26 protein-coding genes, 1 tRNA gene and 1 other RNA gene are annotated in these 24,596 nt (G+C 41.6%); 23 read left to right on the top strand and 5 right to left on the bottom strand.

Annotation, left to right across the window (positions count from 1 at the left end; translation table 11 throughout):
- Positions 1–5: 5 nt before the first annotated feature.
- The 7 genes from N8L39_RS02810 (at position 6) to trxB (ending at position 4,360) form a co-directional block, all read left to right on the top strand.
- Entirely contained in the window at positions 6–500 is a 495-nt protein-coding gene (locus N8L39_RS02810; RefSeq protein WP_261009744.1) for a GNAT family N-acetyltransferase, read from the top strand.
- Entirely contained in the window at positions 500–1,018 is a 519-nt protein-coding gene (locus tag N8L39_RS02805; protein ID WP_261009745.1) for a methylated-DNA--[protein]-cysteine S-methyltransferase, read from the top strand. Before N8L39_RS02810 ends, N8L39_RS02805 begins: the two co-directional genes overlap by 1 nt.
- 5 nt (positions 1,019–1,023) lie before the next feature.
- Positions 1,024–1,380 (top strand): arsenate reductase family protein, encoded by a 357-nt coding sequence (locus N8L39_RS02800; protein WP_000889094.1) that lies wholly within the window; start codon positions 1,024–1,026, stop codon positions 1,378–1,380.
- A 157-nt stretch (positions 1,381–1,537) separates the two neighbouring features.
- The gene (locus N8L39_RS02795; protein ID WP_001103449.1) at positions 1,538–2,338 is read left to right on the top strand and encodes an amino acid ABC transporter permease; all 801 of its coding nucleotides are present in this window, start codon (positions 1,538–1,540) and stop codon (positions 2,336–2,338) included.
- Positions 2,338–3,081: an amino acid ABC transporter ATP-binding protein gene (locus N8L39_RS02790; RefSeq protein ID WP_000590965.1), complete on the top strand. Its 744-nt coding sequence runs from the start codon at positions 2,338–2,340 to the stop codon at positions 3,079–3,081. The genes N8L39_RS02795 and N8L39_RS02790 overlap by 1 nt, the downstream gene beginning before the upstream one ends.
- 77 nt (positions 3,082–3,158) lie before the next feature.
- Positions 3,159–3,383 carry a DUF4059 family protein gene (locus N8L39_RS02785; protein ID WP_000926599.1) on the top strand — a complete coding sequence of 75 codons (225 nt, stop codon included), beginning with the start codon at positions 3,159–3,161 and terminating at the stop codon, positions 3,381–3,383.
- 65 nt (positions 3,384–3,448) lie between these two features.
- The gene (gene trxB, locus N8L39_RS02780; protein ID WP_261009746.1) at positions 3,449–4,360 is read left to right on the top strand and encodes a thioredoxin-disulfide reductase; all 912 of its coding nucleotides are present in this window, start codon (positions 3,449–3,451) and stop codon (positions 4,358–4,360) included.
- Between the two features lie 279 nt (positions 4,361–4,639).
- Here trxB and rlmB read toward each other — a convergent pair whose 3' ends face one another.
- Both rlmB and def read right to left on the bottom strand, forming a co-directional pair.
- Complete coding sequence (rlmB, locus tag N8L39_RS02775; protein ID WP_000855742.1) at positions 4,640–5,368, bottom strand: 23S rRNA (guanosine(2251)-2'-O)-methyltransferase RlmB; 729 nt, start codon at positions 5,366–5,368, stop codon at positions 4,640–4,642.
- 44 nt (positions 5,369–5,412) lie between these two features.
- Positions 5,413–6,024 carry a peptide deformylase gene (gene def, locus N8L39_RS02770; protein ID WP_045611905.1) on the bottom strand — a complete coding sequence of 204 codons (612 nt, stop codon included), beginning with the start codon at positions 6,022–6,024 and terminating at the stop codon, positions 5,413–5,415.
- Positions 6,025–6,198: 174 nt separating this feature from the next.
- Here def and N8L39_RS02765 point away from each other — a divergent pair, with 174 nt between their 5' ends.
- The 4 genes from N8L39_RS02765 to ssrA all read left to right on the top strand — a co-directional run bounded on the left by N8L39_RS02765 (position 6,199) and on the right by ssrA (position 9,419).
- Positions 6,199–7,524 carry a CapA family protein gene (locus tag N8L39_RS02765; protein WP_306800143.1) on the top strand — a complete coding sequence of 442 codons (1,326 nt, stop codon included), beginning with the start codon at positions 6,199–6,201 and terminating at the stop codon, positions 7,522–7,524.
- A 21-nt stretch (positions 7,525–7,545) separates the two neighbouring features.
- Positions 7,546–8,373, top strand: coding sequence for an HAD family hydrolase (locus N8L39_RS02760; protein ID WP_261009747.1), 828 nt, complete (start codon positions 7,546–7,548; stop codon positions 8,371–8,373).
- Between the two features lies 1 nt (position 8,374).
- On the top strand, positions 8,375–9,010 hold the full coding sequence (locus N8L39_RS02755) for an SGNH/GDSL hydrolase family protein (RefSeq protein ID WP_261009748.1): 636 nt from the start codon (positions 8,375–8,377) through the stop codon (positions 9,008–9,010).
- 61 nt (positions 9,011–9,071) lie between these two features.
- Positions 9,072–9,419: a transfer-messenger RNA gene (gene ssrA, locus N8L39_RS02750) on the top strand.
- Here the strand turns inward: ssrA and N8L39_RS02745 are convergent.
- Both N8L39_RS02745 and N8L39_RS02740 read right to left on the bottom strand, forming a co-directional pair.
- On the bottom strand, positions 9,417–9,629 hold the full coding sequence (locus tag N8L39_RS02745) for a hypothetical protein (RefSeq protein ID WP_261039291.1): 213 nt from the start codon (positions 9,627–9,629) through the stop codon (positions 9,417–9,419). The two genes, ssrA and N8L39_RS02745, sit on opposite strands and share 3 nt — an antisense overlap.
- Positions 9,629–9,716: transfer RNA gene (locus N8L39_RS02740), tRNA-Ser, on the bottom strand. The genes N8L39_RS02745 and N8L39_RS02740 overlap by 1 nt, the downstream gene beginning before the upstream one ends.
- A 161-nt stretch (positions 9,717–9,877) precedes the next feature.
- Here N8L39_RS02740 and N8L39_RS02735 point away from each other — a divergent pair.
- The 4 genes from N8L39_RS02735 to N8L39_RS02720 all read left to right on the top strand — a co-directional run bounded on the left by N8L39_RS02735 (position 9,878) and on the right by N8L39_RS02720 (position 15,867).
- Positions 9,878–10,618, top strand: a complete 741-nt coding sequence (locus N8L39_RS02735) for a DeoR/GlpR family DNA-binding transcription regulator (protein ID WP_261009749.1) — start codon at positions 9,878–9,880, stop codon at positions 10,616–10,618.
- Positions 10,615–11,526: a 1-phosphofructokinase gene (gene pfkB / locus N8L39_RS02730; protein ID WP_261009750.1), complete on the top strand. Its 912-nt coding sequence runs from the start codon at positions 10,615–10,617 to the stop codon at positions 11,524–11,526. The genes N8L39_RS02735 and pfkB overlap by 4 nt, the downstream gene beginning before the upstream one ends.
- Complete coding sequence (locus N8L39_RS02725) at positions 11,523–13,475, top strand: fructose-specific PTS transporter subunit EIIC (protein WP_261009751.1); 1,953 nt, start codon at positions 11,523–11,525, stop codon at positions 13,473–13,475. Before pfkB ends, N8L39_RS02725 begins: the two co-directional genes overlap by 4 nt.
- A gap of 88 nt (positions 13,476–13,563) precedes the next feature.
- The gene (locus N8L39_RS02720) at positions 13,564–15,867 is read left to right on the top strand and encodes a DNA translocase FtsK (RefSeq protein ID WP_306800142.1); all 2,304 of its coding nucleotides are present in this window, start codon (positions 13,564–13,566) and stop codon (positions 15,865–15,867) included.
- Positions 15,868–15,911: 44 nt separating this feature from the next.
- Here N8L39_RS02720 and N8L39_RS02715 read toward each other — a convergent pair whose 3' ends face one another.
- Entirely contained in the window at positions 15,912–16,340 is a 429-nt protein-coding gene (locus N8L39_RS02715) for a DUF6556 family protein (protein WP_261009752.1), read from the bottom strand.
- 138 nt (positions 16,341–16,478) lie between these two features.
- On the opposite strand from N8L39_RS02715, the gene N8L39_RS02710 reads away from it, so the two are divergent.
- From N8L39_RS02710 to N8L39_RS02675, 8 genes are all read left to right on the top strand, one after another.
- Positions 16,479–17,621, top strand: a complete 1,143-nt coding sequence (locus N8L39_RS02710; RefSeq protein WP_261009753.1) for a cysteine desulfurase family protein — start codon at positions 16,479–16,481, stop codon at positions 17,619–17,621.
- A gap of 8 nt (positions 17,622–17,629) precedes the next feature.
- On the top strand, positions 17,630–18,844 hold the full coding sequence (gene thiI, locus N8L39_RS02705; protein WP_261009754.1) for a tRNA uracil 4-sulfurtransferase ThiI: 1,215 nt from the start codon (positions 17,630–17,632) through the stop codon (positions 18,842–18,844).
- A gap of 136 nt (positions 18,845–18,980) precedes the next feature.
- Complete coding sequence (locus N8L39_RS02700) at positions 18,981–19,805, top strand: alpha/beta hydrolase (RefSeq protein WP_261009755.1); 825 nt, start codon at positions 18,981–18,983, stop codon at positions 19,803–19,805.
- Positions 19,806–19,825: 20 nt separating this feature from the next.
- On the top strand, positions 19,826–20,566 hold the full coding sequence (locus N8L39_RS02695; RefSeq protein WP_261009756.1) for an esterase family protein: 741 nt from the start codon (positions 19,826–19,828) through the stop codon (positions 20,564–20,566).
- 12 nt (positions 20,567–20,578) lie between these two features.
- Positions 20,579–21,745, top strand: coding sequence for an ATP-grasp domain-containing protein (locus N8L39_RS02690; RefSeq protein ID WP_261009757.1), 1,167 nt, complete (start codon positions 20,579–20,581; stop codon positions 21,743–21,745).
- A gap of 159 nt (positions 21,746–21,904) precedes the next feature.
- Positions 21,905–22,810, top strand: a complete 906-nt coding sequence (gla, locus tag N8L39_RS02685) for an aquaglyceroporin Gla (protein ID WP_000348095.1) — start codon at positions 21,905–21,907, stop codon at positions 22,808–22,810.
- A 123-nt stretch (positions 22,811–22,933) separates the two neighbouring features.
- Complete coding sequence (locus tag N8L39_RS02680) at positions 22,934–23,659, top strand: CppA family protein (RefSeq protein WP_261009758.1); 726 nt, start codon at positions 22,934–22,936, stop codon at positions 23,657–23,659.
- Positions 23,656–24,591, top strand: coding sequence for a serine hydrolase domain-containing protein (locus N8L39_RS02675; RefSeq protein WP_261009759.1), 936 nt, complete (start codon positions 23,656–23,658; stop codon positions 24,589–24,591). The genes N8L39_RS02680 and N8L39_RS02675 overlap by 4 nt, the downstream gene beginning before the upstream one ends.
- The last annotated feature ends 5 nt before the right edge of the window (positions 24,592–24,596 follow it).

Below are 24,596 nucleotides of genomic sequence, written 5' to 3'. Positions count from 1 at the left end.
AAAAGATGGAGATTCGTTTAGCTTTTCCAAATGAAGTAGATGCCATCATGCAGGTGATGGAAGATGCTAAAAAATGTTTAGCAGATGCTGGTAGTGACCAGTGGCAAAATGGCTATCCAAATGCTGATATTATTATTGAGGATATTATTTCAGGTCAAGCCTATGTAGCCTTGGAAGAGGGTAAACTACTAGCTTATGCAGCTGTGACCAAGAGTCCAGAGGCAGCCTATGAAGCCATTTATGAAGGCAACTGGCAAGCTGTGGAGTCAGAGTACCTAGTCTTTCACCGTATCGCTGTGGCAACAGATGTGCAGGGACAGGGAGTTGCTCAGACTTTCCTAGAGGGCTTAATTGAAGGTTTTGACTATCTTGATTTCCGTTCAGATACGCATGCTGAAAACAAGGCTATGCAACATATTTTTGAAAAACTTGGTTTTAAACAGGTCGGAAAAGTTCCAGTTGATGGCGAACGCTTGGCTTATCAAAAATTGAAGAAATAATGCAAAAGAAGTACGTAAAAATGCTCTACTTTTCGCCAATAGGAACCTTGTCTTTGGTTGCCGACGAGCAATATCTGTATGGCATTTGGGTGCAGGAGCAGAAGCATTTTGAGAGAGGACTAGGAGATGAGACGATAGAAGCAGTTGTTAGTCATCCCATTTTAGACCCAGTTATTACTTGCTTAGATGCTTACTTTAAAGGCAAGTCTCAGGATTTATCCAACTTGCCCTTGGCTCCAATCGGAACAGATTTTGAAAAGCGAGTTTGGTCCTATTTACAGGGAATTCCTTATGGTCAGACAGTGACCTATGGACAAATAGCCAAAGATCTTCAAGTGGCTTCTGCTCAAGCGATTGGTGGAGCGGTAGGACGCAATCCGTGGTCTATCCTAGTACCTTGTCATCGTGTGCTAGGAGCAGACAAGCGTCTGACAGGTTATGCTGCAGGAGTGGAAAAGAAAGCCTGGCTCTTGGAGCATGAAGGTGCAGATTTTAAAGATATAAACAATAGAAAGTGAAACACATGTTAGAATTTATCGAATACCCAAAATGTTCAACTTGTAAAAAAGCAAAACAAGAATTAAACCAACTCGGTGTGGACTATAAAGCCGTTCATATCGTCGAAGAAACACCTAGCCAAGAAGTCATTTTAAACTGGTTAGAAACCTCGGGTTTTGAGTTGAAGCAATTTTTCAACACCAGTGGAATCAAATACCGTGAATTAGGGCTGAAAGATAAGGTAGGAAGTCTGTCAAACCAAGAAGCAGCTCAGTTGCTAGCAAGCGACGGTATGTTGTTAAAACGCCCCATTTTAGTAGAAAATGGAACTGTTAAGCAAATCGGTTATCGAAAACCTTATGAAGAATTGGGATTGAAATAGTTTTTATCTATCTCTTTGATAGATAAAATATATAACCTCCCTGTTTCAAAGTATGATAAACTAGTAGGTAGACAAAGTCTGTATCTGACCGTAGCAAATAATTTCATTGACGGCAGAAGTATGGTAGAATGAATCATTATCAGGAGAGGATGTTTTTATGAATGTTACAACGATTTTAGCATCAGATTGGTACCAAAACTTGATGCAATTGATTCCGGATGGCAAGCTGTTTAGTCTACGTTCGGTCTTTGATGGGATTCCAAGAATTGTTCAACAACTTCCAACAACGATTATGTTGACCATTGGTGGTGCCCTTTTTGGCTTGGTTTTGGCGCTTCTTTTTGCCATTGTGAAAATCAATCGTGTCAAGATTTTATATCCCTTGCAGGCCTTCTTTGTTAGTTTCTTAAAAGGGACACCGATTTTGGTGCAACTCATGTTGACCTACTACGGAATTCCTTTGGCTTTGAAAGCCCTCAATCAGCAATGGGGAACAGGTCTTAATATCAATGCGATTCCAGCTGCTGCTTTTGCGATTGTCGCCTTTGCTTTTAATGAGGCGGCTTATGCTAGTGAAACCATTCGTGCAGCCATTCTCTCAGTCAATCCTGGTGAGATTGAGGCGGCACGAAGTTTGGGTATGACCCGAGCACAAGTTTATCGTCGCGTGATTATTCCCAATGCAGCCGTTGTGGCGACTCCAACCTTAATCAATTCCCTAATCGGCTTGACCAAGGGAACTTCCCTAGCCTTCAGTGCGGGTGTTGTGGAAGTCTTTGCCCAAGCTCAGATTTTGGGTGGAGCTGATTACCGCTATTTTGAACGCTTTATCTCCGTTGCCCTTGTTTATTGGGTAGTCAATATCGGAATTGAAAGCCTCGGTCGTTTCATCGAGAGAAAAATGGCTATTTCTGCACCTGATACAGTGCAGACAGATGTGAAAGGAGACCTTCGTTAATGATTAAGATTTCGAATTTAAGTAAATCATTTTCAGGACAGACTGTCTTGGATCATCTGGACTTGGATATTCAAAAAGGGGAAGTCGTAGCCTTGATTGGTTCTTCAGGAGCTGGAAAATCAACCTTCCTTCGCAGTCTCAATTATCTTGAAACACCTGATAGTGGCTCGATTCAGATTGATGATTTCTCAGTTGATTTTTCTAAAATCACTCAAGAAGAAATCCTGGCCCTGCGTCGCAAGCTGTCAATGGTTTTCCAACAATTTAATTTGTTTGAACGCCGCACAGCACTTGATAATGTGAAAGAAGGATTGGTTGTTGTTAAGAAATTATCTGACCAAGAAGCAACCAAGATTGCCAAGGAAGAGTTGGCTAAGGTTGGGCTTTCTGATCGTGAGAATCATTATCCTCGTCATTTATCAGGTGGACAGAAGCAACGGGTTGCCTTGGCGCGTGCTCTTGCCATGAAACCAGATGTCTTGCTCTTAGATGAACCAACTTCAGCCCTTGACCCAGAATTGGTTGGAGAAGTAGAAAAATCTATTGCAGATGCTGCGAAGTCAGGTCAGACCATGATTTTGGTCAGTCATGACATGTCCTTTGTAGCCCAAGTGGCTGATAAGATTCTATTCCTAGATAAGGGGAAAATCATTGAGTCTGGAACACCAGATGAGATTATCCACCATCCTAAAGAAGAACGGACAAAAGAATTCTTTGCTAGTTACAAACGGACTTATATTTGATATAATAGATAAAGAAAAACTCAGTTAGCTGGACTAGCTGAGTTTACTCTTTAAAAAAGATAGAAATGAGAGAAATCATGCTACTGCAACTATTTTCTTTATATTTCGAGAGTTTGATCTTGACCACCATCCTTGTCCTGATTTTTTTAGGGATTTGGATTGGACTGAGAGCCATGTCGGGAGTTGATAAGACAGCCAAGGCTCGCCAAGCTCATCTCTATGATATGATTATGATTGGAGTCTTGGTTGTTCCAGTATTATCCTTTGCGGTTATGAGTTTAATTCTTGTTTTCAAGGCATAATCCTTGCTTGATTGACAAGAAAGAGTTAGAATAAAGATAGTTACAACAAGAAAGAAGGAATCTATATGTACGATACTATTATTATCGGTGCTGGACCTGCAGGTATGACTGCAGCCTTGTATGCTGCTCGAAGCAATCTCAAAGTAGGCTTGATTGAAGGTGGTCTGCCAGGTGGTCAGATGAATAATACATCTGATATTGAAAATTACCCAGGATACGCTAATATTAGTGGGCCTGAATTGGCTGAAAAGATGTTTGAACCACTTGAAAATCTTGGTGTTGAGCACATCTATGGTTATGTTGAAAATGTAGAAGATCATGGTGATTTTAAGAAAGTGATTACCGATGACCAAACATATGAAACTCGTACAGTTATCGTAGCGACTGGTTCTAAACACCGTCCTTTGGGAGTACCTGGAGAAGAAGAACTGAACAGTCGTGGTGTTTCTTACTGTGCCGTGTGTGATGGTGCTTTCTTCCGTGACCAAGATTTGTTGGTAGTTGGTGGCGGAGATTCAGCTGTTGAAGAAGCCCTCTTCTTGACTCGCTTTGCTAAGACTGTTACCATTGTTCACCGTCGTGACCAACTTCGTGCCCAAAAGGTTTTACAAGATCGCGCCTTTGCGAATGAGAAAGTCAGCTTTATCTGGGATTCTGTAGTGAAGGAAATCAAGGGTGAAAACAGAGTAGAATCTGTCGTATTTGAAAATGTGAAAACAGGTCAGGTGACAGAACAAGCCTTCGGTGGCGTCTTTATCTATGTTGGATTGGACCCTCTTAGCGATTTTGTTAAAGAATTGAATATCCAAGATCAGGCTGGTTGGATTGTGACAGATAACCACATGAAAACTGCAGTTGATGGTATCTTTGCGGTTGGAGACGTTCGCTTGAAAGACCTTCGCCAAGTAACAACAGCAGTTGGAGATGGCGCTATCGCTGGTCAAGAAGCCTATAAATTTATCACAGAACATAGTTAATACACTTCGAAAACCTCTTCAAACCACGTCAGCTTCGCTTTGCCGTAGGTATGTTACTGACTTCGTCAGTTCTATCTGCAACCTCAAAACAGTGTTTTGAGCTGACTTCGTCAGTTCTATCCACAATCTCAAAACAGTGTTTTGAGCTGACTTCGTCAGTCTTATCTACAACCTCAAAGCAGTGTTTTGACCAACCTACGGCTAGTTTCCTAGTTTGCTCTTTGATTTTCATTGAGTATAATCATAAAAAGTTTCCAATCAGATGACTGGAAACTTTTTTTATAGTCTATTTCGAAAAACTTCGTACATGAGAATGGCTGCAGCAACGCTGGCATTGAGGCTTTGAACATGGCCATTCATGGGAATGGTAATCATCTCATCGACTTGTTTTTTGATGTTGCTAGAGATGCCTTTTCCTTCATTTCCGATGATGAGGGCGATTTTTCCTTTTGTATTCCACTTGTGGCAAGGAGTCCCATTCATATCTGTTCCAAAGGTCCAGAATCCCTCATCCTTGAGTTTGTCCAGAGTTTGGCTCAGATTGGTCACTCGAGCAATCGGTACGTGCTCAATAGCACCTGTGGCTGTTTTAGCAACGACAGGAGTAACTCCAACAGCACGGTGCTTGGGAATGATGACGCCTGAAACATTGGTCGCATCGGCTGTTCGCAAGATAGAACCCAGATTATGAGGGTCGGTTAATCCGTCCAGAATTAATAGCAAGGGATTTTCTTCTTGACGTGTTTTGGCAAGAATGTGATCTAGCTCGCTATAGGCAAATTCAGACACTCGTAGTACAAAACCTTGGTGGACAGCACCTTCAGTCATCTCAGAGAGGGATTTTTTTGAAGTCCAAGAAATGGATACCTTCTTTTCTGTAGCCAGTTCTTTGACTTTCTCAACATTCTTACCTCTGAGATCTTCTTGGAGGTAAAGTTTGTTTCCTGTGTTTGCAAGTAGAGCTTCGGTAACGGCGTGGACGCCATAGACAATATCATTTGTTTTCATGCCTCTATTATAACACAAAACCCCGTCTTGCAACGGGATTTTCTTTATTCCAGAATCAGTAAACCATCTTTAACTTCAAATGGATCTTTTTCATTGATACGATCGTAAAACATGATACCGTTAATGTGGTCAATTTCATGCTGAACAACAATTGAGTTGTAGCCTTTGAGTTTGATACGGTGTTTTTCTCCATCTTTGTCAAAGTAATCAACAGTAACGCGGGCATGGCGAACAACATAGCCAGGCACGTTGCGGTCAACAGACAGACAACCTTCTCCTTCACCAAGAGCAGCATCTTGAACAGAGTGAGAGACGATTTTTGGATTGTACATAATAGCTTGCAAGTCGTAAGCTTCCTGTGGAGTTTCTCCTTCTTCAACAATATTAGGCACCAAAACAGCGATAATGCGTTTTGAGATATCCAACTGAGGAGCAGCCAGTCCAACCCCACCGCGGAGCCCCATTTTTTCAGCCATGACAGGATCTTGGGAATGTTTGAGGAATTGCATCATCTTTTCGCCAAGGATGATTTCTTGGTCAGACAAGGGAAAAGTGACTTCCTCAGCAACCGCGCGTAGAGTTGGATTCCCCTCGCGGATAATATCGTTCATATCAATTAAGTGAGCAGCTTTTGTAATACGTTCTATAGCAGACATTTTCTCTCCTTTCATTACCTCTACATGATATCACAAAATGACAAGGATTGAAAGTATTACAGTCTTTAGGATTTATAGAAAATAGATAGGAAGTTCAATTCAATTGTGAAAGAAATACTTATCTGTGTTATAATAAAAAGAAAAGGCTTGCATTAGAAAGTAGGGAGAATGAAGATGCAAAGAAGACAAGATAGACATAAACGTGGACCAGTTTTTCATTTTGTGAGAGGCTTTGTAAACTTTTTTAGGAGTTATCGCAAGTGGAGTAATAAGGGATTTGTGGCGATACTCTTGCTAGCAGTTGCTTTATCAATGGGCTTGGTCTTGTTGTGTGAAAGTTTCCAAGGAATTCCATTGACTAGTCAAAAAAAGGATGCCATTTCTCAAGAAGCTAATAAGACGAATCAAAATTCCAAAGATCAGGAAGAGGAAAAAACTGCCAGAATTATGGCCAATGGGGACCTCCTCTATCATATTCCGATTTATCGTTCTGCTTTAAAAGAAGATGGAACCTATGATTTTCATGAAAATTTTGATTATGTGAAGCTATGGCTCAAACAAGCAGACTTGATTATAGGTGATTTTGAAGGTACTGTAAACAAGGACCACTATTTGGCAGGTTATCCTCTCTTTAATGCGCCTGGAGAAGTTATGGATGCCATCAAGGATGCCGGTTATCAAGTGTTAGACTTGGCGCATAACCATATCCTAGATTCACAAATAGAAGGTGTGGTTTCAACAGCAGATGCTATTGAAAAGGCAGGAATGACACCTATTGGCGTCTATACGCATGAGTCACGTGATCAAGCACCACTTGTTATCAAGGAAGTCAACGGTATCAAGATTGCACTTTTGGCTTATTCTTATGGATTTAACGGGATTGAGCAAAGTATTTCTCAAGAAGATTATAATCGCTATCTTTCAGATCTAAATGAAGACAAGATGAAGGCTGAAATTGAACGTGCAGAGAAGGAAGCGGATATCACCATTATCATGCCTCAGATGGGTGTGGAGTATCGATTGGAACCGACTGAAGAACAAAAAGCTCTTTATCACAAGATGATCGATTGGGGAGCGGATATTATCTTTGGAGGGCACCCTCACGTTGTGGAACCATCTGAAACGGTTGAAAAGGATGGGGGCAAGAAACTCATTATCTATTCAATGGGGAACTTCATTTCCAATCAACGAATTGAAACCATGCAAGATGAAGAAAATGCTAAGTGGACAGAGCGTGGCGTTCTCATGGATGTGACCATTAAGAAAAAGGCTGGTAAGACGACAATCGAAACTGCTAAAGCACATCCTTCTTGGGTAAACCGTACACCAAAAGGAACCTATTCTCCAGAAGGTTATCCACTCTTCCTTTACCAAACATATATCTTAGAAGACTTTATCGAGGGTGGCAGTCATCGTGACCAGTTAGATGAAGCGACTAAGGAACGAATTGATACAGCCTATAAAGAAATGAACGAACATGTGGGATTGAAGTGGGACTAGCTTAAATCCAGAGGAAAGTAAATGACGATTAAAGTAATTGCGACAGATATGGATGGGACCTTGCTGGATGCTAGAGGCCAGCTGGATCTTCCACGCTTGGAAAAGATTTTAGATCAGTTGGATCAAAGGGGAATTCGTTTTGTCATCGCGACGGGCAATGAAATTCACCGCATGAGGCAACTACTGGAGCACTTGGTGGATCGAGTGGTTCTGGTTGTTGCAAACGGTGCTCGTATTTTTGAAAACAATGAATTGATTCAGGCTCAGACTTGGGATGATGCCATTGTCGATAAGGCTTTGGCTCATTTCAAGGGTCGAGCGTGTCAGGAGCAGTTTGTTGTGACGGCTATGAAGGGTGGTTTTGTCAAAGAAGGTACGATTTTTACAGACCTTGAAAGTTTTATGACTCCAGAAATGATTGAAAAATTCTACCAACGGATGCAATTTGTGGATGAGTTAACATCTGACCTCTTTGGTGGTGTACTCAAGATGAGTATGGTTGTTGGTGAGGAACGTTTGAGTTCGGTTTTGGAAGAAATCAATGAACTCTTTGATGGCCGTGTTCGTGCTGTATCGAGTGGCTATGGTTGCATTGATATCCTTCAAGCTGGGATTCATAAAGCATGGGGCTTGGAAGAATTACTCAAGCGCTGGGACTTGAACCCCCAACAAATCATGGCGTTTGGTGACAGTGAAAATGATGTTGAAATGCTTGAAATGGCTGGAATTGCCTATGCGATGGAAAATGCTGATGAGAAAGCCAAAGCTGTTGCGACGGCTCTAGCGCCAGCCAATAGCCAAGGAGGAGTTTATCAAGTCTTGGAAAATTGGTTAGAAAAAGGAGAATGAAGTGGCAGTACAGTTATTAGAAAATTGGCTCCTAAAGGAACAAGAAAAATTCCAAACCAAGTATCGTCACTTAAATCAGGTTTCTGTTCTAGAGCCTGATATCCTTTTCATTGGTGATTCGATTGTTGAGTATTATCCTCTACAGGAGTTGTTTGGGACTTCAAAGACAATTGTCAATCGAGGAATTCGTGGCTATCAGACAGGGCTGTTGTTAGAGAATCTGGATGCTCATCTATATGGTGGGACGGTAGATAAAATTGTCCTTCTGATTGGGACGAACGATATCGGAAAGGATGTTCCTGTGAATGAGGCTCTCAATAATCTCGAAGCAATCATTCAATCCATTGCTCGCAATTATCCACTGACAGAGATAAAATTGCTTTCCATTTTGCCAGTCAATGAGGGAGAGGAGTACAAGCAGACAGTCTATATCCGCACGAATGAAAAAATTCAGAAATGGAATCAAGCCTATCAAGAGCTTGCTTCTGCCTATATGCAGGTAGAATTTGTGCCAGTTTTTGATAGTTTGACAGACCAAGCAGGCAAACTCAAAAAAGAATATACAACTGATGGGTTGCACCTCAGTGTTACTGGTTATCAAGTTTTGACCAAAGCTTTGAAAGACTATCTTTTGTAGTTATTTGATTTCCTTTTTGCATTTTTGTGTTAGATAAGGTATAATGGTTTTACTGTCTTTTGGGGTCGTTACGGATTCGACAGGCATTATGAGGCATATTTTGCGACTCGTGTGGCGACGTAAACGCTCAGTTAAATATAACTGCAAAAAATAACACTTCTTACGCTCTAGCTGCCTAAAAACCAGCAGGCGTGACCCGATTTGGATTGCTCGTGTTCAATGACAGGTCTTATTATTAGCGAGATACGATCAAGTCTTGTCTAGCGGCTTGATAAGAGATTGATAGACTCGCAGTTTCTAGGCTTGAGTTATGTGTCGAGGGACTGTTAAACTAATACATAACCTATGGTTGTAGACAAATATGTTGGCAGGTGTTTGGACGTGGGTTCGACTCCCACCGGCTCCATTATTTCTTTGCATTCTTTTGCATTCCTTGGTAAAACGTTGTTAAATCAACGTTTTTTATTTTTGTCTTTGGTATTTCTTGGTATTCTTTTGCGAAAAAGGATACAACAAAGGAGTCACAAACAGACCCTAAAACAGACCCTCTTTTTAAAAAAAGGGATACAAAAAAAGATACAACATTTGTCGCATCCCCAAAATAATTATTCTTTTCCACGGAAGACATGGGATTCGAACCCACGCACGCTGTTACACGCCTACCGCGTTTCCAACACGGCCTCTTAAGCCTCTTGAGTAATCTTCCAATACTTACTCAAATAGTCTACCATAAAGGCCCTTATCTTGCAATAAAAATTCTAGAAATAAGAAAAATGATAGATTTTGAAAGAAAATGATAAAAAATGCTTGACTTTTAAATAAAGTGTGATAGAATGAATAGTGTAAACGATAACAGGAGGTGATTCGGTGTTAAAAACAGAGCGGAAGCAACTGATTTTAGAGGAGTTAAATCAACATCATGTAGTTTCTCTAGAAAAATTAGTTAGTTTGCTAGAGACCTCAGAATCAACGGTTCGAAGAGACTTGGATGAGTTGGAAGCGGAAAACAAGCTTCGTCGTGTGCATGGTGGAGCAGAATTGCCCCATTCCTTGCAGGAAGAAGAAACCATTCAAGAAAAATCTGTCAAAAACCTTCAAGAGAAGAAGTTGTTGGCTCAGAAAGCAGCCTCTCTCATCAAGGAACAAGATGTCATCTTTATCGATGCAGGAACAACAACTGCTTTTTTGATTCATGAATTGGTCAATGAGAATATTACTGTAGTAACCAACTCGATTCACCATGCTGCTCAGTTGGTTGAAAAGCAGATTCCAACTGTCATGGTTGGAGGAAGTGTCAAGATGGCGACAGATGCTAGCATCGGGGGCGTTGCTCTTAACCAGATTAACCAATTGCACTTTGACCGTGCCTTTATCGGGATGAATGGTGTGGACGATGGCTATTATACGACTCCAGATATGGAGGAAGGAGCTGTGAAGCGTGCTATTTTGGAGAATGCCAAACAGACCTACGTTTTAGTGGATTCATCAAAAATTGGCCAAACTTGCTTTGCCAAGGTAGCACCACTTAAACGAGCAATTGTTATCACAAGTCAAGGGCATGAGCTCTTGCAGGCTATTAAGGAGAAAACGGAGGTAATAGAAGTATGATTTATACAGTCACACTCAATCCATCCATTGATTATATCGTTCGTTTGGACCAAGTCCAAGTCGGTAGTGTCAATCGAATGGATAGTGATGATAAGTTTGCTGGTGGGAAAGGAATCAATGTCAGTCGTGTCTTGAAGCGCTTGGGTATTCCAAATACAGCGACTGGATTTATCGGAGGTTTTACTGGTGAATTTATCACAGATACTCTGGCAGAGGAAGAAATCGAGACATGTTTTGTCCAAGTGGCAGAAGATACTCGCATCAATGTCAAGATTAAAGCAGACCAAGAAACAGAAATCAACGGGACTGGTCCAAATGTGGAACTAGCTCAGCTAGAAGAATTGAAAGCTATTTTGTCTAGTTTGACTGCAGAAGACACGGTTGTATTTGCGGGTTCAAGTGCTAAAAATTTAGGCAATGTCATCTACAAGGATTTGATTGCCTTGACACGTCAGACTGGTGCGCAAGTTGTTTGTGACTTTGAAGGACAGACCTTGATTGATAGTTTGGACTATCAGCCACTTTTGGTCAAACCAAATAATCACGAGCTTGGAGCTATCTTTGGAGTGAAACTCGAAAGTTTAGATGAAATCGAGAACTGTGCTCGTCAGTTACTGGCTAAAGGTGCTCAAAATGTGATTATTTCTATGGCTGGTGATGGTGCCCTTCTTGTCACATCTGAGGGAGCTTACTTTGCTAAACCAATCAAGGGGACAGTCAAAAATTCAGTTGGAGCTGGTGACTCTATGGTTGCTGGATTTACAGGTGAGTTTGTCAAATCAAAAGATGCAGTAGAAGCCTTCAAATGGGGAGTTGCTTGTGGAACGGCAACTACTTTCTCAGATGACTTGGCAACGGCAGAATTTATTAAAGAAACATATGAAAAAGTTGAGGTAGAAAAAAGATGAAAATTCAAGATCTATTGAGAAAAGATGTCATGTTGCTGGATTTACAGGCGACTGAAAAAACAGCTGTCATTGAAGAAATGATTAAAAGCTTGACAGACCACGGTTATGTGACAGATTTTGAAACCTTTAAAGAAGGAATTTTGGCGCGTGAAGCTTTGACTTCTACTGGTTTGGGTGACGGAATCGCAATGCCTCACAGCAAAAATGCCGCTGTCAAAGAAGCGACAGTTCTCTTTGCCAAGTCAAACAAGGGTGTTGACTATGAGAGCTTGGATGGGCAACCAACTGACCTTTTCTTTATGATTGCAGCTCCAGAAGGTGCCAATGATACTCACTTGGCAGCCTTGGCAGAATTGTCTCAATACTTGATGAAAGACGGTTTTGCTGACAAACTTCGTCAAGTAACATCAGCTGACCAAGTTATTGAACTTTTTGACAAAGCTTCAGAAAAAACTGAAGAGCCTGTTCAAGTACCTGCCAATAACTCTGGTGACTTTATCGTAGCTGTTACAGCTTGTACAACAGGTATTGCCCACACATACATGGCTCAAGAAGCTCTTCAAAAAGTGGCTGCTGAAATGGGTGTTGGAATTAAGGTTGAAACCAACGGTGCTAGCGGTGTTGGTAACCAACTAACTGCTGAAGACATCCGTAAGGCTAAAGCTGTTATCATCGCAGCTGACAAGGCAGTTGAAATGGATCGTTTCGATGGCAAACCATTGATTAATCGTCCAGTTGCTGACGGTATCCGTAAAACAGAAGAATTGATTAACATGGCTCTTTCAGGAGATGCTGAAGTCTACCGTGCTGCTAATGGAGCCAAAGCTGCAACAGCCTCTAACGAAAAACAAAGCCTTGGTGGTGCCTTCTACAAACACTTGATGAGTGGTGTATCCCAAATGTTGCCATTTGTTATTGGCGGTGGTATCATGATTGCCCTTGCCTTCTTGATTGACGGTGCTTTGGGTGTTCCAAATGAAAATCTTGGCAATCTTGGTTCTTACAATGAACTAGCTTCGATGTTCATGAAAATCGGTGGCGCTGCCTTTGGTTTGATGCTTCCAGTTTTTGCGGGTTATGTTGCCTACTCTATTGCTGAAAAGCCAGGTTTGGTAGCAGGTTTCGTGGCTGGTGCTATTGCCAAGGAAGGGTTTGCCTTTGGTAAAATTCCTTATGCCTCAGGTGGTGAAGCAACTTCAACTCTTGCAGGTGTCTCATCTGGTTTCCTAGGTGCCCTTGTGGGTGGATTTATCGCAGGTGCCTTGGTTCTTGCTATCAAGAAATACGTTAAAGTTCCTCGTTCACTTGAAGGTGCTAAATCAATCCTTCTCTTGCCACTTCTTGGAACAATCTTGACTGGATTTGTCATGCTAGCTGTGAATATCCCGATGGCAGCAATCAACACTGCTATGAATGACTTCCTAGGCGGTCTTGGAGGAGGTTCAGCTGTCCTTCTTGGTATCGTTCTTGGTGGTATGATGGCTGTTGACATGGGTGGACCAGTTAACAAAGCTGCCTATGTCTTTGGTACAGGTACGCTTGCAGCAACTGTTTCTTCAGGTGGTTCTGTAGCCATGGCAGCAGTTATGGCTGGAGGAATGGTGCCACCACTTGCAATCTTTGTCGCAACTCTTCTTTTCAAAGATAAATTTACTAAAGAAGAACGCAACTCTGGTTTGACAAACATCATCATGGGCTTGTCATTTATCACTGAGGGAGCAATTCCATTTGGTGCCGCTGACCCAGCTCGTGCTATCCCAAGCTTCATCCTTGGTTCAGCAGTAGCAGGTGGCCTCGTTGGTCTTACTGGTATCAAACTCATGGCGCCACACGGAGGAATCTTCGTTATTGCCCTTACTTCAAATGCTCTTCTTTACCTCGTTTCTGTCTTGGTAGGAGCAATCGTAAGTGGTGTAGTCTATGGTTACCTACGCAAACCACAAGCATAAAACTTAGATAGAAAATGAAAAGATTGGACCGTTTGGTGCAGTCTTTTTCTCTTTCCGAAATGCCTGTGAAATATGGTATAATAGAAGAATGGCAAACAAGAATACAAGTAAAACAAGACGGAGACCGTCTAAAGCAGAACTCGAAAGAAAAGAAGCGATTCAACGAATGTTGATTTCGCTAGGAATCGCGATTTTATTGGTTTTCGCAGCTTTTAAATTAGGGGCTGCAGGTATAACCCTTTACAATCTAATTCGCTTACTGGTGGGTAGCCTAGCTTATCTGGCAATATTTGGCATCCTGCTCTATCTCTTCTTCTTCAAGTGGATACGAAAACAGGAAGGACTCTTATCTGGCTTTTTCACCATATTTGCTGGCTTGCTCTTGATTTTTGAGGCCTACTTAGTTTGGAAATATGGTTTGGATAAGTCCGTTCTAAAAGGGACTATAGCTCAGGTTGTGACGGATTTGACTGGTTTTCGAACGACTAGTTTTGCTGGTGGAGGCTTGATTGGTGTTGGACTCTATGTGCCAACAGCCTTTCTCTTCTCAAATATCGGCACTTACTTTATTGGTTCTATCTTGATTTTAGCAGGCGCTCTCCTAATCAGTCCTTGGTCTGTTTACGATATTGCTGAATTCTTCAGTAGAGGATTTGCCAAATGGCGAGAAGGGCATGAGCGTCGAAAAGAGGAACGCTTTGTCAAACAAGAAGAAAAAGCTCGTCAAAAGGCTGAGCAAGAGGCTAGATTAGAAAAAGAAGAGGCTGAAAAAGCCTTACTCGATATGCCTCCTGTTGATATGGAAACGGGTGAAATTCTGACAGAAGATGTTGTGCTTGATGTTCCGCCTGTTCCGGAAGAAGAGTGGGTAGAACCAGAAATCATCCTGCCTCAAGCTGAACATGAATTCGCTGAACAGGAAGATGGCTCTGATGACGCAGATGTTCAGGTCGATTTTTCAGCCAAGGAGGCTCTTGAATACAAACTTCCAAGCTTACAACTCTTTGCACCTGATAAACCCAAAGACCAGTCTAAAGAGAAGAAAATCGTTCGGGAAAATATCAAAATTCTAGAAGAAACCTTTGCTAGCTTTGGTATCAAGGTGACGGTGGAACGGGCTGAAATTGGGCCATCAGTGACCAAGTATGAAGTTAAGCCAGCAGTTGGTGTACGGGTTAACCGCATTTCCAATCTCGCAGATGACCTCGCTCTAGCCTTGGCTGCCAAGGATGTCCGAATCGAAGCACCTATCCCAGGGAAATCTTTAGTGGGAATCGAAGTACCTAACTCTGAGATTGCGACAGTTTCTTTCCGCGAACTATGGGAACAATCTCAAACAAAAGCAGAAAATCTCTTGGAAATTCCTTTAGGGAAGGCTGTTAATGGAACTGCAAGAGCATTTGACCTCTCCAAGATGCCCCACTTGCTTGTCGCAGGTTCAACAGGATCAGGGAAGTCAGTAGCAGTTAATGGCATTATCGCTAGCATTCTCATGAAGGCAAGACCAGACCAAGTTAAGTTTATGATGGTCGATCCCAAGATGGTTGAGTTGTCTGTTTACAATGATATTCCCCACCTCTTGATTCCAGTCGTGACCAATCCACGTAAGGCCAGCAAGGCTTTGCAAAAGGTCGTGGATGAAATGGAAAATCGTTATGAACTCTTTGCCAAGGTGGGAGTTCGGAATATTGCAGGCTTTAATGCCAAGGTAGAAGAGTTCAATGCCCAGTCTGAGTACAAGCAGGTTCCGCTACCTCTCATTGTCGTGATTGTGGATGAGTTGGCTGACCTTATGATGGTGGCCAGCAAGGAAGTGGAAGATGCTATCATTCGTCTTGGACAGAAGGCGCGTGCTGCAGGTATCCACATGATTCTTGCAACCCAGCGTCCATCCGTTGACGTCATTTCTGGTCTGATCAAGGCCAATGTCCCATCTCGTGTCGCTTTCGCAGTTTCATCAGGAACAGACTCCCGTACTATTTTAGATGAAAATGGAGCTGAGAAACTGCTTGGTCGAGGAGATATGCTCTTTAAACCAATCGATGAAAATCATCCAGTTCGTCTCCAAGGATCCTTTATCTCGGATGATGATGTTGAACGCATCGTAAACTTTATCAAGGCTCAGGCAGATGCAGACTACGATGAGAGTTTTGATCCAGGTGAGGTTTCTGAAAATGAAGGTGAATTTTCAGATGGTGAATCTGGTGGTGATCCGCTCTTTGAAGAAGCCAAGGCTTTGGTAATCGAAACTCAGAAAGCCAGCGCATCTATGATTCAGCGTCGTTTGTCAGTTGGATTTAACCGTGCGACCCGTCTCATGGAAGAGCTTGAGATGGCAGGTGTCATCGGTCCAGCTGAAGGTACCAAACCAAGAAAAGTATTGCAGCAATAAAAAAATAGCTTCTTTCCAAATTTGGAGGGAAGCTATTTTACTGACTATTGATTGCTTTTATTTTCCGAAGTTGGGGTATTGGACTGTTTTTCATTTTCAGTAGTAGGCTTACTTGGAGCAGGAGTAGTAGATTCCTGAGTTGCTGCTTTCTGCTCTTCTTTTTTCTCTTCCTTGACGTTAGATTTTGGTGTTTCCTCTTGCTGTGTTTTTTCTTGAGAAGTGTTGTTTTCCTTATTGGGACTAGTGTTTTCCTGAGGGGATTCCTTTTGAATTTCTTTGACAATTGTTGTCGTCTGGCTTGTCGTAGGTTCTTTTTTAGTATTTTTGTTATTATCCAAGGCGTTCATGATAGTGATACTTGCGGTAATTAAGCCGAGGATACTACCGATAGTAGCAACGGTTTTTTGAAAGACCGTGAAGCCTTTTTTGATGTGTTCTGTTTTTGGTTTTGAAGTTCTACGATAATTAGACATACATTCTCTCCTTTAATTAAAATTTATTATACCGCATTTCTTTAAAAAAATCTTAAAAAAAGAGGAATTGCCCTTTCTTGTCGCAGACTCCGTTTCATGATACAATAGAAGGAGTGATTTTAGAAAGCGTGAGAAAACATGATTTACTTTGATAATTCGGCGACGACCAAGCCCTATCCTGAAGCCCTTGAAACTTATATGCAGGTCGCTTCAAAAATTTTAGGAAATCCATCTAGTCTCCATCGTTTAGGAGACCAGGCAACACGAATCTTAGATGCTTCTCGTCAACAGATTGCAGATTTAATCGGTAAGAAAAGTGATGAAATCTTCTTTACTTCTGGTGGGACAGAAGGAGATAACTGGGTCATCAAGGGTGTGGCCTTTGAAAAGGCTCAGTTTGGAAAGCACATCATTGTATCAACCATTGAACATCCGGCAGTCAAAGAGTCAGCACTCTGGTTGAAATCTCAAGGTTTTGAAGTGGATTTTGCTCCAGTTGATAACAAAGGATTTGTAGACGTTGAGGCACTAGCAGATTTGATAAGACCTGATACGACCCTCGTTTCCGTCATGGCTGTGAACAATGAAATTGGCTCGATTCAACCTATTCAAGCTATTTCAGAACTGTTAGCAGACAAGCCGACTATTTCCTTCCACGTTGATGCGGTTCAAGCACTTGCCAAGATTCCGACTGAAAAGTATCTGACAGAACGAGTGGATTTCGCGACTTTCTCTGGTCACAAGTTCCACGGAGTTCGTGGTGTTGGTTTTGTCTATATCAAGTCTGGCAAGAAGATTACGCCTCTTTTAACAGGTGGTGGTCAGGAACGTGATTACCGTTCGACAACTGAAAATGTGGCAGGAATTGCAGCGACAGCCAAGGCTCTCCGTTTATCTATGGAAAAGCTAGATATCTTTAGGAGCAAGACTGGACAGATGAAGGCAGTGATTCGTCAAGCACTTCTGGACTATCCAGATATTTTTGTCTTTTCAGATGAGGAAGACTTTGCTCCTCATATTCTGACTTTTGGAATCAAGGGTGTTCGTGGTGAAGTCATCGTTCACGCCTTTGAAGACTATGATATTTTTATCTCAACGACCTCTGCTTGTTCGTCCAAGGCTGGGAAACCTGCAGGAACCCTGATTGCCATGGGAGTGGATAAGGATAAGGCTCAGTCAGCTGTGCGTCTTAGTCTAGACCTTGAAAATGATATGAGTCAGGTCGAGCAGTTTTTGACCAAGTTAAAATTAATTTACAACCAAACTAGAAAAGTAAGATAGGAGCATTCATGCAGTATTCAGAAATTATGATTCGCTACGGAGAGTTGTCAACCAAGGGTAAAAATCGTATGCGTTTCATCAATAAACTTCGCAATAATATTTCAGACGTTTTGTCTATCTATCCCCAAGTTAAGGTAACGGCAGATCGTGACCGTGCCCACGCATACCTCAATGGCGCGGATTACACAGCAGTTGCAGAATCGCTTAAGCAAGTCTTTGGAATTCAAAACTTTTCCCCTGTTTATAAGGTTGAAAAATCTGTAGAAGTTCTGAAGTCTGCTGTCCAAGAGATTATGCAGGACATCTACAAAGAAGGCATGACCTTTAAAATTTCTAGCAAGCGTAGCGACCACAACTTTGAGTTGGATAGTCGTCAACTCAATCAAACACTTGGAGGAGCTGTTTTCGAAGCCATTCCAAATGTGCAAGCTCAAATGAAAAGTCCTGACATCAATCTTCAGGTGGAAATCCGTGAAGAAGCAACCTATCTTTCTTATGAAACTATTCGTGGGGCTGGTGGTTTACCAGTTGGAACTTCAGGTAAAGGGATGCTTATGTTGTCAGGAGGGATTGACTCACCTGTAGCAGGTTATCTTGCACTTAAGCGTGGAGTGGATATTGAGGCTGTTCACTTTGCAAGTCCACCATACACGAGTCCTGGTGCTCTTAAAAAAGCCCAAGATTTGACTCGTAAATTGACCAAGTTTGGGGGAAATATCCAGTTTATCGAAGTCCCTTTTACAGAGATTCAAGAGGAAATTAAGGCTAAAGCGCCAGAAGCCTACCTCATGACCTTGACACGACGTTTTATGATGCGGATTACTGACCGTATCCGTGAGGTACGAAATGGTTTAGTAATTATCAACGGGGAAAGTCTTGGTCAAGTAGCAAGCCAAACCCTCGAAAGCATGCAGGCTATTAATGCTGTTACCAACACTCCAATTATTCGTCCAGTTGTGACAATGGATAAGTTGGAAATCATTGACATTGCTCAGGAAATTGACACCTTTGAAATTTCTATCCAGCCTTTTGAAGACTGTTGTACCATTTTTGCGCCAGATCGTCCAAAGACCAATCCTAAGATTAAGAATGCAGAACAGTACGAAAGACGCATGGATGTTGAAGGATTAGTAGGGCGAGCTGTGGCTGGAATCATGATTACTGAGATTACACCGCAGGCTGAAAAAGATGAAGTGGATGACTTGATTGACAATCTGCTCTAATCAGAAAATCCAGAAGAATTTAGCAAAATAGATGAAAAAGTTAGTTTTTAATTCCAAAAGTGGAAGCAAAACTAACTTTTTTTCTATAATTGTGATATAATAAAATAAAATTTTGAATATAGAGAGTTTTCTGACAATGAATCAATCCTACTTTTATTTAAAAATGAAAGAACACAAACTCAAGGTTCCTTATACAGGTAAGGAGCGCCGTGTGCGTGTCCTTCTACCTAAAGATTATGAGAAAGAGATGAATCGTTCCTATCCTGTTGTTTACTTTCATGACGGGCAAAATGTTTTTTATAGCAAAGAGTCTTTCATTGGCCATTCATGGAAGATTATCCCAGCTATTAAGCGCAATCCAGATATTAGTCGCATGATTGTCGTAGCCATTGACAATGATGGTATGGGGCGGATGAATGAGTATGCGGCTTGGAAGTTCCAAGAATCTCCTATTCCAGGGCAGCAGTTTGGCGGTAAGGGTGTGGAGTATGCCGAGTTTGTCATGGAGGTGGTCAAACCTTTTATCGATGAGACCTACCGTACCAAAGCTGATCGACAGCATACGGCTATGATTGGCTCCTCACTAGGCGGCAATATTACCCAGTTTATCGGTTTGGAATACCAAGACCAAATTGGTTGCTTGGGAGTCTTTTCATCTGCCAACTGGCTGCACCAAGAAGCCTTTAACCGCTATATCGAGCGTCAACAACTATCGCCTGACCAGCGCATCTTCATCTATGTAGGAACGGAAGAAGCGGATGATACAGACAAGACCTTGATGGCTGGCAATATCAAACAAGCCTATATCGACTCATCGCTTCGCTATTACCATGATTTGATAGCAGGGGGAGTACACTTAGATAATCTTGTCTTGAAAGTTCAATCTGGTGCCATCCATAGTGAAATCCCTTGGTCGGAGAATTTACCAGACTGTCTGAGATTTTTTGCAGAGAAATGGTAAGTTAGAAAAGGAGAAAGCCAATGCATATTGAAAACCTTAGCCACTGGAGTGGCAATCTTAACCGTGAAATGTACCTTAATCGTTATGGACATGAAGGGATTCCAGTTGTGGTCTTTGCTTCATCAGGTGGTAGTCACAACGAATACTATGATTTTGGCATGATTGATGCTTGTGCTTCCTTTATCGAGGAAGGCCGTGTTCAGTTCTTTACCCTATCCAGTGTAGACAGTGAGAGCTGGTTGGCCACTTGGAAAAATGGGCACGACCAAGCAGAGATGCATCGTGCCTACGAGCGCTATGTGATTGAGGAGGCCATTCCTTTTATCAAGCACAAGACAGGTTGGTTTGATGGAATGATGACGACAGGTTGCTCGATGGGCGCCTATCATGCACTCAATTTCTTCCTTCAGCATCCAGATGTCTTTACCAAGGTGATTGCTCTTAGTGGTGTTTACGACGCACGTTTCTTTGTCGGTGATTACTACAATGACGATGCTATTTACCAAAACTCGCCAGTAGATTATATCTGGAACCAGAACGACGGCTGGTTTATTGACCGTTATCGTCAGGCAGAGATTGTGCTGTGTACGGGTCTCGGTGCCTGGGAACAAGATGGCTTGCCATCCTTCTACAAGCTTAAAGAAGCCTTTGACCAGAAACAAATTCCAGCCTGGTTTGCTGAATGGGGACACGATGTCGCCCACGATTGGGAATGGTGGCGCAAACAAATGCCTTATTTCCTTGGCAATCTCTATTTATAAAAGGAGTTACCTATGAATTATCTTGTTATTTCTCCCTATTATCCGCAAAACTTTCAACAGTTTACCATTGAGCTAGCCAATAAAGGCATCACGGTCTTGGGAATTGGTCAGGAACCATACGAGCAGTTGGATGAGCCTTTACGCAATAGCCTGACCGAGTATTTCCGTGTTGACAATCTTGAAAATATAGATGAAGTCAAACGTGCAGTTGCTTTTCTCTTTTATAAACATGGCCCAATTGACCGCATCGAGTCTCATAATGAATACTGGCTTGAGCTGGATGCAACACTCAGAGAACAATTCAATGTCTTTGGTGCCAAACCAGAGGATCTCAAAAAGACGAAATTTAAGTCTGAAATGAAGAAACTCTTCAAAAAAGCAGGTGTCCCCGTGGTACCTGGAGCTGTTATCAAGACGATAGCAGATGTGGATCAAGCTGTGAATGAAATTGGCCTTCCAATGATTGCCAAACCTGACAATGGAGTGGGAGCAGCCGCGACCTTTAAGCTTGAGACAGAGGACGATATCAATCACTTCAAGACTGAGTGGGACCATTCGACCGTTTATTTCTTTGAAAAATTTGTCACTTCCAGCGAAATTTGCACCTTTGATGGTCTAGTGGATAAGGATGGAAAGATTGTCTTCTCAACGACCTTTGATTACGCCTATACACCGCTGGATCTCATGATTTACAAGATGGACAATTCCTACTATGTTCTTAAGGACATGGATCCCAAATTACGTAAATATGGTGAGGCAATTGTCAAGGAATTTGGTATGAAAGAACGGTTCTTCCATATCGAGTTCTTCCGTGAAGGGGATGATTACATCGCCATTGAGTACAATAACCGCCCTGCAGGTGGTTTTACCATTGATGTTTATAACTTTGCCCATTCCTTGGACCTCTATCGTGGCTATGCAGCTATTGTAGCAGGCGAAGAGTTCCCAGCGTCGGACTTTGAAGCTCAATATTGTTTAGCTACATCACGTCGTGCAAATGCTCACTATGTCTATTCTGAGGAGGACTTGCTTGCCAAATACAGCCATCAGTTCAAGGTTAAAAAAATCATGCCTGCAGCCTTTGCGGAACTTCAAGGGGATTACCTTTATATGTTGACAACTCCGAGTCGACAAGAAATGGAGCAGATGATTGCTGATTTCGGACAACGTCAAGAATAAGAACTCTCGGATTAAGGAAATGCACCTCCTTAATCCTTTTGTTTCAATAAGAGAAATAAAACCGCTTTCTCATACATTCTTTTAGAAAACCTGTTGCTAAAAGATATAAAAATTGATAGAATAAGGATTGTCTAAAAAATTTTAAGGAGAATCTATCAAATGGATTTCACATGGGCAATTAAATATGCCACTGAATTTTTGGCCACTGCTATTTTGATCATTCTTGGAAATGGTGCAGTTGCCAACGTTGAACTTAAAGGTACGAAAGGTCACCAAAGTGGCTGGATCGTTATCGCTGTTGGTTATGGTATGGGGGTTATGATCCCAGCCTTGATGTTTGGTAACGTATCAGGTAACCACATTAACCCAGCCTTCACTCTTGGACTTGCGATCAGCGGTCTCTTCCCTTGGGCACAAGTTGCGCCTTATATCATCGCACAAGTTTTGGGTGCTATCTTTGGTCAAGCCTTGGTTGTGGCAACACACCGCCCATATTACTTGAAAACTGAAAATCCAAACAACATCTTGGGTACTTTCTCAACAATTTCAAGTTTGGATAATGGTACAAAAGAATCACGTTTTGCAGCAACTGTTAATGGTTTTGTAAACGAGTTTGTCGGTTCATTTGTTCTTTTCTTTGCAGCTCTTGGAATGACTAAAAACTTCTTTGGTGCTGAACTAGTATCAAAAGCACAAGCTGCTATCAATGCTCAAGTTGCACAAGCAACTACTCAAGGTCAAACAATTCCTCAAGAACAAGTAACAGCAGCACTTGATCAAGCTAAAGAACAAGTAGCACCATTTATGACATCTGGTCTTGGAATTGCTCACTTGGCACTTGGATTCCTTGTTATGGCCTTGGTAACATCACTTGGTGGACCTACAGGACCTGCCTTGAACCCAGCCCGTGACTTGGGACCACGTCTCCTTCATGCTTTCCTTCCAAAATCAGTTCTTGGTGAGCACAAAGGTGATTCAAAATGGTGGTATTCTTGGGTACCAGTAGTAGCACCGATCGCAGCAGCAATTGCGGCAGTAGCTATCTTCAAATTCCTTTACCTATAAGAAATTGAAACCGAGGAAATCCTCGGTTTTTTAGATGAAATTTTACGAAAAAAAGGTAAATCTGAGCATAATTTCTTGTAAAAAATTCTAAAATCCTTTAAAATAAAAGAGTTGGAGGAATTTATGAATGTAAATCAGATTGTACGGATTATTCCTACTTTAAAAGTTAATAATAGAAAATTAAATGAAACATTTTATATAGAAACCCTTGGCATGAAGGCCTTATTAGAAGAGTCAGCCTTTCTGTCACTAGGTGATCAAACAGGTTTAGAAAAGCTGGTTTTAGAAGAAGCTCCAAGTATGCGCACTCGTAAGGTAGAGGGAAGAAAAAAACTAGCTAGATTGATTGTCAAGGTGGAAAATCCCTTAGAAATTGAAGGACTCTTATCTAAAACAGATTCGATTCATCAATTATATAAAGGTCAAAACGGCTACGCTTTTGAAATTTACTCTCCAGAAGCTGATTTGGTTTTGATTCATGCGGAAGATGACAGAGAAAATCTAGTAGAAGTAGGAGAAAAACCTGAGTTTCAAACAGATTTGGAGTCAATTTCTTTAAGTAAATTTGAGATTTCTATGGAATTACACTTCCCAACGGATGTAGATAGTGTCTTGGAACTATCTGAAATTGGGGAATCCCTTGATTTTATTCCAGCTCAGGGGCAGGATTTGACTGTGGACAATACGGTTACTTGGGACTTATCTATGCTCAAGTTCTTGGTCAATGAACTAGATATAGAAAGTCTTCGCCAGAAATTTGAGTCTACTGAATATTTTATTCCCAAGTCTGAAAAATTCTTCCTTGGAAAAGATAGAAATAATGTTGAATTGTGGTTTGAAGAAGTATGAAGTGGACCAAGATTATTAAAAAAATAGAAGAACAAATCGAGGCAGGGATTTATCCCGGAGCCTCTTTTGCGTATTTTAAGGACCATCAATGGAAGGAGTTCTATTTAGGTCAGAGTGACCCAGAGCATGGCTTGCAGACTCAGGCAGGACTAGTTTATGACCTAGCCAGTGTCAGCAAGGTTGTTGGGGTAGGTACTGTTTTTACCTTCTTGTGGGAAAAAGGTCAATTAGATATTGACAGACCGGTAACAGATTTTTTACCTGAAAGTGATTATCCAGATATCACTATTCGCCAGCTCTTAACCCACGCTACAAATCTTGATCCTTTTATTCCCAATAGAGATCTTTTAGCAGCCTTAGAATTAAAGGAAGCTATGTTTCATCTCAATAGACGAAATCAGCCAGCCTTTCTTTATTCGGATGTCCATTTTTTGCTGTTGGGTTTTATTTTGGAAAGAATCTTTAATCAAGACTTGGATGTGATTTTACAAGAACAAGTTTGGAATCCTTGGAGAATGACGAAAACCCAATTTGGACCTGTTGGGTTTGCTGTTCCAACAGTTAGAGGTGTCGAGGCAGGTCTGGTACATGATCCCAAAGCTCGCCTCCTAGGCAAACATGCAGGTAGTGCTGGTTTATTTTCGACTGTAAAGGATTTACAAATCTTTTTAGAACACTATTTAGAAGATGATTTTGCAAGAGATTTGAGTCAAAATTTTTCTCCTTTGGATGACAAGGAACGTTCTTTGGCCTGGAATTTGGAAGGAGATTGGCTAGACCATACGGGCTATACAGGTACCTTTATCATGTGGAATCGCCAGAAGCAAGAAGCGGCCATTTTCCTATCGAATCGTACTTATGAAAAGGATGAGAGGGCTCAATGGATTTTAGACCGCAATCAAGTGATGGACTTGATTCGTAAAGAAGAGTAAAGGAG

This window comes from Streptococcus mitis (assembly GCF_946190285.1).
GTDB lineage: Bacteria > Bacillota > Bacilli > Lactobacillales > Streptococcaceae > Streptococcus > Streptococcus mitis_CP.
The sequence above is the reverse complement of the archived record's forward strand: the minus strand, read 5'-3'. Positions and strand labels throughout refer to the sequence as shown.